The sequence below is a fragment of the Rothia sp. (in: high G+C Gram-positive bacteria) genome, assembly GCF_015265375.1.
Lineage (GTDB): Bacteria > Actinomycetota > Actinomycetes > Actinomycetales > Micrococcaceae > Rothia.
Window position 1 is genome coordinate 1 of the sequence record NZ_JABZXW010000072.1, and the last position, 8,951, is coordinate 8,951.

The window sequence follows — 8,951 nt, forward strand, 5'->3', positions numbered from 1 at the left end:
GGGTACGGGGGCGCCCTGCGGGAGGTTGGGGCAGCACTGTTTGACCCAGGTGTTGACGGTGGGTTTGGTGGCGATGCCGACGGCTTCGGTGAGCTGGATGCGTGAGAGGCTGTAGGGTGCGACGAGTTCAGCGAGGGTGCTGTAGGTGGCGTTGTTGGGCCGGTAGACGGGGTGGTTAGATGCCCCGGGGAGAGTACCGGTCGGGGTTCCGGGGTGGTTGGTGGGTGCCATGGTGCTAGCTCCTTTGCTGAGGCGGGCGTGAAGTAGGTGATTGCGTGGTAGTGGGCTGGCACGCCCTGCCCGGTCGGTGTGAACCAACCGGGCATGGCGGATGCGCTACTCCCCTAGCGTCTAGCCAATGAGGCGCTTAATGAGAGCGTCGCGGGTCGCGGCGAGCTGAAGGTTCTCTTGTTCAGAGCTTTTCACCAGCTCATATAGAGGGTTGATGACAGCGTGGAACCTATCCAAATCTTCATAAGACAAAGAACTATAAGGGAGTCCTTTGAAAGTTCTACGACTAATCTCCAAGAAGGTCGTACCATTTGCTGAGTTAATCATTTCAGGTACGTCTTTCTTCATATGGTGATATATCCACCATCGTTCCTCTTCACGTTGGGGAACAGCAACAATAAAACCTTGATTAGTCGCAGCCGGATATTGATTAATAGCAAATGCACCAATCGTGGCTCGAGACGTCATCATAATGGACCCAGCCGGGTGGAGTTTTGATGAGCATGCGTTAAGGCCATCTTCTGTTAGCTTGCGTGCTGTCTCAAATAGTATTGGCGACCCTAGAGAAGTAACATCTGTAGGAGTTAGCCAATGAATATCTCCACCCCAATATGTTTCATTCTTCGTACTGGGAGTTCCTCCACCATAAACTTCTAGCGAAGCGTATGTTGATTCTGACAACTCACATTCAGAATAGAATTTCTGAAAAACAGAATCTGCAGTATCCAAAAGGGTTTGGATGAGGCGGGTATTTGCTTCAATTTTGTCGTCGAGTGACCCCAAAATCCCGGCAATCCGCTCCAAGACATCCTGTGGGGGAATTGGAATATCAAAATTCTCCACATCAGACTTAGTGACACTCAGGTAAATTGTTCCATTTGCATTTCGCAAAATAGATTCCATAGTCGAAATCAAAGTATAGTAAATATACCGCGTATGCAATTTATCTTTACCGCGAATTGCTGCCAGGCCACGACCAATAGCATACCGTTGATCGGAGAAATTCATTTTCCCCAAGGTCGCCCTCACGCAAAATAAAATATCTCCAGGTTCACTAAAACGGATACCTTTCTCAGTCCACTTAACTGGTACCGGATATTTATCGGTAAATTCAGCAGGACCATTCAGTAGCGGCATACCTAAAGGATAATCGACAACATCACTGCTTTTAGGTGAAGTTCCCATAACAAGAGTCGCAATATCCCCCAGCTTAGCAACAGTCCACCCAGCTTCACGCTGAGCGTCCGACAGTACAGCCACTACAGTTCACCGCCCTCAAGGTCCAGCGAGGCCAGCTGCTCACGCACGACCGCGCCCAGGCGCTCCGACTCAGCAAACTGTTCCAGCAGCTGCTCACGCAGGCCGGCGATACGCGCATCCAGCTCCTGAGCGCTCTCACCCTCAGACACTGCACTACCCACGTAGCGGCCCGGAGTCAGCACAAAATCCTGCTCCCGCACATCCTCAAGCGAGGCCGAGAAGCAGAAACCAGCCGCATCCTCATACACGCCAGCAGTCGGCTCCTCGCCAGCCTTCACCAGCGAACCGTCCGCATGATACATCGACGGCATACCGCGCCACGCACACCACGTATTCGCAATCTTCGCGATATCCTCCTCAGAGAACACACGCTCAGTACGAGACACCATATGACCCATCGAACGGGCATCCATAAACAGGACCTGACCCGAACGGTCCACCGAACCATTCACGCCCGCCGACTTATCCTTCGACAGCAGCCACACACACGCCGGGGAGCTCGTCGTCGTAAACATATTCGGCGGTAGCACCAGCACCGCGGCCACCGCGTCGCCCTCAACCATGGCACGACGAATACCGCCCTGACCGCCAGTATCAGCCGTCAACGAGCCATTCGCCATCACCACAGCAGCCGAACCCTTCACATCCAGCTTCGACCACACATGCTGCAACCACGCAAAATTAGCGTTATTCTTCGGCGGCACACCAAACACCCAGCGCGGGTCATCCTCAACCCGATGCCATTCCTTGATATTGAACGGCGGGTTCGTCAGCACGTAATCAAAACGCTCACCCGGGTGCGAATCCTCAGCGAACGTATCACGCCAGCGGTCACCCACCGAACCATCAATACCGTGAATCGCCAAGTTCAGGCGCGCCAAACGCCAGGTCGCCTGGTTACGCTCCTGACCATACGCCAGCACGCGCTGCTCACCCTCACGGCGGCCATCAAACGCGCCACCGGCACGGTGCACAAAATTATTCGACTGCACAAACATGCCGCCCGAACCACAGCACGGATCATACACGCGGCCACTCATCGGCTGAATCATACCCACCAGGGTGTTCACCACGGTCGTCGGGGTGTAGAACTCGCCACCCTTCTGACCCTGCGCACGAGCAAACTTACCCAAGAAGTACTCGTACACGAAGCCCAGCACATCCTTCGACGAAGAATGCTCACCATCACGCACCGCCGCGAAATTCGCGTTCGACAGCAGGTCAATCACCTGCGCCAGGGTGCGCTGCTCCACCTTCTCGCTCGCATACATGGGCTCAAGGGCACCATTCAGCGGCGGGTTCTGAGCCATAATCTCATCCATAGCAGAGTCGACCAGCTCACCCACACGGTCACCCTTCGCCTGCTTTACCAGGTCAGACCAGCGAGCACCAACCGGCACATAGAATGCATGGCGGGCGTGGTAGTACGAAGGGACCTCCAGCTCCTCAGCCAGAGCTTCACCCTCCAGGCCGTACTCCTCAGTCAGCATGTGCTGAACATCCTCGCGAGCCTTATCGAAGGTGTCACCAATGTACTTCAAGAAGATCAGACCCAGCATGAAGTCACGGTAACCGCCGGACTCCATGGAACCGCGCAGAATATCCGCGGACTTCCACAGCATCTCCGCCAACTCAGCCGGAGTGGTAGGGGCACCCGACCCCTGAGATACAGGCTCTTTCGCCATTATTGCGCCTTTCAATGCCACCGGGGTGCTCCCCGGATGTCCTCAATGTGAGTGTCTAACTGTTTCTATTATCCCTGCTGACCGGAGGCGAGGTGACCGGGCTGGTCATCTGTCCCTTCTCCCCTCTCTCCTTCCGCCGAGAAGCCACATGTGTTTCGAAAAGCAACATGTTTGGTGGCTTTTCGAAACACATGTAGCTTCTGGAGGACGCTAAGAAGCGCCCGCTCGCAGGAATTCAAAGAATATATTCCCCCAACCCGCACCCAGCCCGACAAATTTTCGCTTACCCCGGGGTAAACCCAAAAATCTCAGCTACCTAAATCTCCAACATACATTTGAGACACAGGGTCACCGCACGACCACAAATTCATCTGTCCCATGTGCAGGCCCACACGGGATGGGACAGATTCTTCTCGTAAGGAGAAAAACTCATGGACGCTCAGTTCATCGATAAGGCCGCTCTGGTCTTCATTCCCCTGCTCACCGCAATTGCAGGGTTGGCAACCGCCTTGTTCAAGACCCGGGCAGCCCGCGCCGAAGCCAAGAAGGCTGAGGCGGGCACCAACACCGGGGGTATCACGCAGAAGCTCAGCGTCGGCACCATCAACGGCAATGGCAACCGCGTGCACAACACCCACCAGCAGGTAGGCAACGGCTCCGCAGCTATCAGCGGCGACGGCAACCGCACCACCATCGACAACAGCCAGCACACGCACAACCACGCATCCTCCAAGGATGCGCAGGCAAGTGATGACGATGCCTTCGGTAGCATCGCACTTGCTGCTATTGGCGGCCTCCTTATCGCGGGCGCGTTCCTCATCAGCTGGCCCACTATCAGCTGGACCCTCGCAGCCTGCTGGGTTACCTGTCTCGCACTCATCGTCTGGCAGGTAAAGCTGATTAATGCCAAGAGCACTAGCTCCTCCGCGCACGCCATTCTGAATGTGCTCTACCCTGCTTCCCTGCTGGCGACTGTTGGTGGCGCTTGGTTCACTCTCCTCGGGGCGGGTAAGTACAACATGGCAACCATCTACACCACCGTCAGCGGACACTTCGAGTCTCACCCTCAGGGTGGCATGGTTGTGCGTTTCATTGAGGCAGTTACTGCGTCATACGGCGCTGCAGGCTTCACCCTGATCATGCTCAACCTGCTTACTGTGGTCTTCCTGGCTGCGGCTTTGTTCCAGTGCTTCAAGTACTCAGTTAAGGCGCTGAATGCACTCTACCGCGGCATTCTCATTCGCCCTTCTGTTCAGGAGGCAAGCATGAGCTTCTTCCTGGCTATTGTGAACCTGGTAGCATGCCAGCCCGCACTTGCTGAGCTGATTGTTTCGCAGTTCAACAAGTAGCATCCGGTAGGTAAGGTACCGAGCCGTATTCACTCAACTTATCCACACCCCTCTCGCTGAGAAGCCGCATGTGTTTCGAAAAGCCACGTTTTTGGTGGCTTTTCGAAACACATGTGGCTTTTCGGCGTAATAAATAAATGTAACACTTGAACACAAATACTCTCATTTGATGCAATTAAAGCATGTTTACCAGAGAAGAACTATCAACGATGATACGCACCCGCACCGAACTCATCACCTCAGCAACCCACACGCGAATCACCCTGAGCCATGCCCTCAACCGCGGCGAACTCACCCGCGTCTCAAAAGGGCACCTTCTCCCCACCCAAACCTGGAACAACCTACACCCCACCGACCAACACTACGTGTGCATCCTCGCCCACCTCAACGAATACCCCGCCAACATCCTCGCCGCCCAAAGCGCCGCCATTGCCTGGGGTATCTCCTCCCTCAGCCCACCGCGCCGCGTTCAAGTACGAGGAGCCGGAGGCGGCCGCCGAGAAAACATCCAGCGCATCCAGGACACTCTCACCGCAGACAGCCCTATCGTGTACACGCCCGAGGGGATCCCCACCGTCACGCCACTAACAGCTATCACCACCTGCGTGAAAACCCTACCCTTTCGCGACGGGCTCGTACTGGCCGAAAGTGCCCTCCAACGCTTCGCTCAGGAACCGGATATGCTCACCTACGAGGAGCTCAAGAAAGAGCTCTCATCTGCATCAGGCCGCGGGTGCAGGACCGCCCGCCTCGTCGGGCATGAACTCAGCCCGCACTCAGAATCCATTGCCGAAACCTGCATGCGTTTACTTCTCGATGACCAAGGAATCCGCTACAAGCAGCAAGAAACCATCATCTACGAAGGTCATACCTATCGCGTGGACTTTCTACTGCACACCACTAGCCTCCACGGCAGGCCAGTCATCCTGGAGGTGGACGGCAACGTCAAGTACAACGCCAAAGAGGACCTGGTTCGTGAGAAGACGCGCCAGGATCGACTACTCCATGCGGGGTATGCCGTCGTCCGTGTTTCTGCTAAGGACGCTATCTACCGTCCGAGGCAGGCTCTGCAGGTGCTGCGTACTGCTGGCCTGTTCCAAACTTAACCGCGAAAAGCCACATGTGTTTCGAGAAGCCACCAAAGAAGTGGCTTTTCGAAACACATGTGGCTTCTCAGCGAATAGAGAGTTAGCTACCTAGCCAACAAACCACTCGATACCAGGTGCATCGCCAGTTGGAGAATTATACTCACCGTGAAAAGACGCTGCGCACTTTCCAGCTTCGATCCAACAATCACAGCACGACCTCCCAGCGCGCTACCGGCAAGGAAGACAGAGTGCAACAGAACTTCCGGAACGAGCAGCCCCCACACAAAGAACAGCGCAGTATACACAGCCAAAGTTACCAGCCCCGGAACACCGTATGCACCCATAACACCGTTCACAAAGTCCACGTCAGTCGAACCCGCCGAAAGACCCGCCTGAATCAGATGAGCCATCGACCAATGCTCACTCGTGTGTATGCCATTCGACAAAGTAGAGCTGAGAGCCATACCGGACGAAGTCACATACCCCAGACCAAGTAAGGCGTTGGGCTTCATCTTCTTACCCTTAGCCCGTGCGCGCTTGGAACAACGCACCAGTGCAGTCACACCCAACAGTAGTACCGCGAATACCGAAATGTCCGCGCCCAACGCCAAAGCCTCTACCGAAGAGCTTCGCTGCAGCATGGCCACCCACATCGCCACGGCTACAAATCCGCCCATCACGACGTTGATGATAAAATCCGAGTCGCCCAGAATAGAGAAATTTGCGATACGGTCTTCATCGTCCGATTCTTGCGTGTTCTCTTCACCCTTCATCTTGGCGCGCAAATAACGAATCGAGGTGGGTATACTCCTCACAGCGGATGCTGCAGCCGTCCCGAAGATGATAATTACGCTCGCCAGCAGCAGGATTAACGTTGCTGAGTTCAACCATTGTGACCAGTTCATGCCATGCCTTTCTTCTGGGTGGCCTTGTAATGCAGTGACCACTCATCCAATATGTCTTCTTCAGACTATTCCTGATGCGGCGGTCTACCCTTTGCTCGCAATTTACCCCGGGGTAAATCAGGCTCTGTCCTTTCCTTTCAGATAAGCGAAAAGCCACATGTGTTTCGAAAAGCCACATCTTTGGTGGCTTCTCGAAACACATGTGGCTTCTCGGCGCAGAGGGAAAGAGGAGGTTAGTCCAGCAGTGCGTCCACGAATGCTTCCGGGTCGAACGGCGCCAGGTCGTCCGGGCCTTCACCCAGGCCGATGAGCTTGACGGGAACGCCGAGCTCCTCCTGAATAGCGACCACGATACCGCCCTTCGCGGTGCCGTCGAGCTTGGTCAGCACGATACCGGTCACGTCCACGATATCGCCGAAGACCTTCGCCTGAACCATACCGTTCTGGCCGGTGGTCGCGTCAATCACGAGCAGAACCTCGGTGACCGGCGCTTCCTTCTCAATCACGCGCTTGATCTTGCCGAGCTGGTCCATCAGACCGGACTTGTTCTGCAGGCGGCCCGCGGTGTCCACGAGCACGGTGTCAACGCCTTCCTCCTTGCCGGTCTTCACAGCATCAAACGCGACGGATGCGGGGTCGGCGCCTTCCTTCTCGGAACGCACGGTCTTCACGCCCACGCGGTCACCCCAGGTGGTCAGCTGCTCAGACGCAGCCGCACGGAAGGTATCCGCGGCGCCCAGAATCAGGGACTGACCGTCAGCAACCATCACGCGGGCAATCTTACCGACGGTCGTAGTCTTACCCACGCCGTTCACGCCAACAACCAGCACCACGCCGGGGTTGCCGTCGCTGCCGGCGGTCTTCAGTTCGCGGTCCATGTCGGGGCGAACAATCTTCACGAGCTCTTCACGGAGCATCTTCTTCACGGCGGCGGGGTTGCTCGTACCCTCAACGCGCACGCGCTGCTGCAGCGCCTCCACCAGGCGGGTGGTCGGCTCAGAACCCAGGTCGGCAAGCAGCAGGGTTTCCTCAACCTCATCCCAGACGTCCTGGTCGATGCGGTCGCGAGAAAGCAGAGCCAGCAGACCCTTGCCGAGCATGTTGTTCGAACGAGCCAGGCGGGCACGCAGACGCACCAGGCGACCCGCGGACGGGTCAGGCATATCAAGTTCAATAGCGCGAGGTGCCGAGCTTTCGGGTTCTTCCGCCGAACTGCCGGAGGCCTTAGCCGCCTCCTGACGCAAAGACTGCAGGTTCGCGGTCTTCTTGGGTCGGCGCAGAACGGCGAAAAGTACACCGGCAATAACCAGTACACCCAGCACAATCGCGCAAATCATCATCATCGTTTCATTCACACTACTAGCTTACCGGCTTGGGCGGTTTGACTGGTCGAGGTTACGCGCATGCCCGGCTGTCGGCGGAGTAGACTGGACTCTATTGAAGTTTTTTAGCCGACATATTGCTGGCAGGTGCGGGTGGGGCCCGCGGCTACCGCACACACCCGAGGATGAGTATGAGAAACCCTGCCACAACACCGCCTGTTTTTGACCCGCGCACAATCAATCCGAACCGCGTGCCGACCGGCCTGAAGGTTCTGATTGTTGCGTCGTTCATGATCGCGGTGGGTTTCGGCCTGGTCGCGCCGGTGCTGCCGAATTACGCGCAGAACTTTAACGCGACGGTCACCATGGCGACGATGGTGGTCTCTGCGCTCGCGATTACGCGTCTGCTGTTCGCGCCGTCGGCGGGCAGGATTATTACCCGCTGGGGTGAGCGTCCGGTGTACACGATCGGCATGCTGATTGTGTCGGTGACGTCGTTCATGATTGCGTTCGCCTGGGATTACTGGGTGCTGCTGGGTTCGCGTGCGGTGGCTGGTATTGGCTCGGTCATGTTCACGGTCTCCGCGATGGGTCTGCTGGTGCGCCTGTCCCCGGCGCATATGCGCGGCCGTATTTCGGGCTATTATGCGACGGCGTTCCTGCTGGGTAACCTGCTGGGCCCGGTGATTGCGAGCGCCCTGGCGCCCTTTGGTATGCGTGCGCCGTTCATTGTGTATGGTTTTTCGCTGCTGGTGGCGGGCCTGATTGTGTGGTTCTTGATGCCTTCGCAGGCTGCCCTGGAGGCGGAGCGTGACGCGATTACGGAGGCGGCGCTGCTGGCTGAGGGTAAGGGCACCGGGGTTCTGCCGTCGGCGGCTGGCTCCCCTGCTGGCTCCCCTGCTGGCGCATCCGGCAAGGTGGCTAAGCCCGCTGCGTCCGGCGGCGCTTCGGGTAAGAGCAACCTGCCGGCGATGACTGTTCGCGACGCCTGCAAGTTCACGAATTACCGTTCGGCGCTGGTGTCGAATTGGGCGATTGGCTGGTCGGTGTTTGGTGTGCAGTCGTCGATTATTCCGTTGGCGGCGGCGTATTTGGCCACCGGCGGCGACAT

General features: G+C 56.8%; 7 protein-coding genes and 1 pseudogene. 3 read left to right on the plus strand and 5 right to left on the minus strand.

Going from position 1 to position 8,951, the window contains the following annotated elements:
* The 3 genes and pseudogenes from HXO69_RS08015 to HXO69_RS08025 all read right to left on the minus strand — a co-directional run.
* A pseudogene (locus HXO69_RS08015) lies at window positions 1-231 on the minus strand (glycosyltransferase); the annotation flags it as partial.
* Between the two features lie 120 nt (window positions 232-351).
* Entirely contained in the window at window positions 352-1,491 is a 1,140-nt protein-coding gene (locus tag HXO69_RS08020) for a restriction endonuclease subunit S (protein ID WP_296546400.1), read from the minus strand.
* Window positions 1,491-3,176: a class I SAM-dependent DNA methyltransferase gene (locus tag HXO69_RS08025; RefSeq protein WP_296546402.1), complete on the minus strand. Its 1,686-nt coding sequence runs from the start codon at window positions 3,174-3,176 to the stop codon at window positions 1,491-1,493. Before HXO69_RS08025 ends, HXO69_RS08020 begins: the two co-directional genes overlap by 1 nt.
* A 431-nt stretch (window positions 3,177-3,607) precedes the next feature.
* Between HXO69_RS08025 and HXO69_RS08030 the strand changes: the two genes are divergently transcribed.
* Entirely contained in the window at window positions 3,608-4,525 is a 918-nt protein-coding gene (locus tag HXO69_RS08030) for a hypothetical protein (RefSeq protein ID WP_296546404.1), read from the plus strand.
* 209 nt (window positions 4,526-4,734) lie between these two features.
* Window positions 4,735-5,631 carry a hypothetical protein gene (locus HXO69_RS08035; RefSeq protein WP_296546405.1) on the plus strand — a complete coding sequence of 299 codons (897 nt, stop codon included), beginning with the start codon at window positions 4,735-4,737 and terminating at the stop codon, window positions 5,629-5,631.
* An 86-nt stretch (window positions 5,632-5,717) separates the two neighbouring features.
* On the opposite strand, the gene HXO69_RS08040 is transcribed toward HXO69_RS08035, so the two are convergent.
* Both HXO69_RS08040 and ftsY read right to left on the minus strand, forming a co-directional pair.
* Entirely contained in the window at window positions 5,718-6,518 is an 801-nt protein-coding gene (locus HXO69_RS08040; RefSeq protein WP_296546407.1) for a hypothetical protein, read from the minus strand.
* Between the two features lie 233 nt (window positions 6,519-6,751).
* On the minus strand, window positions 6,752-7,861 hold the full coding sequence (gene ftsY / locus HXO69_RS08045; protein WP_296546409.1) for a signal recognition particle-docking protein FtsY: 1,110 nt from the start codon (window positions 7,859-7,861) through the stop codon (window positions 6,752-6,754).
* A 170-nt stretch (window positions 7,862-8,031) separates the two neighbouring features.
* Here ftsY and HXO69_RS08050 point away from each other — a divergent pair.
* Window positions 8,032-8,951 (plus strand): MFS transporter (locus HXO69_RS08050; RefSeq protein ID WP_296546410.1); only part of this gene is annotated, 920 nt, incomplete at its 3' end.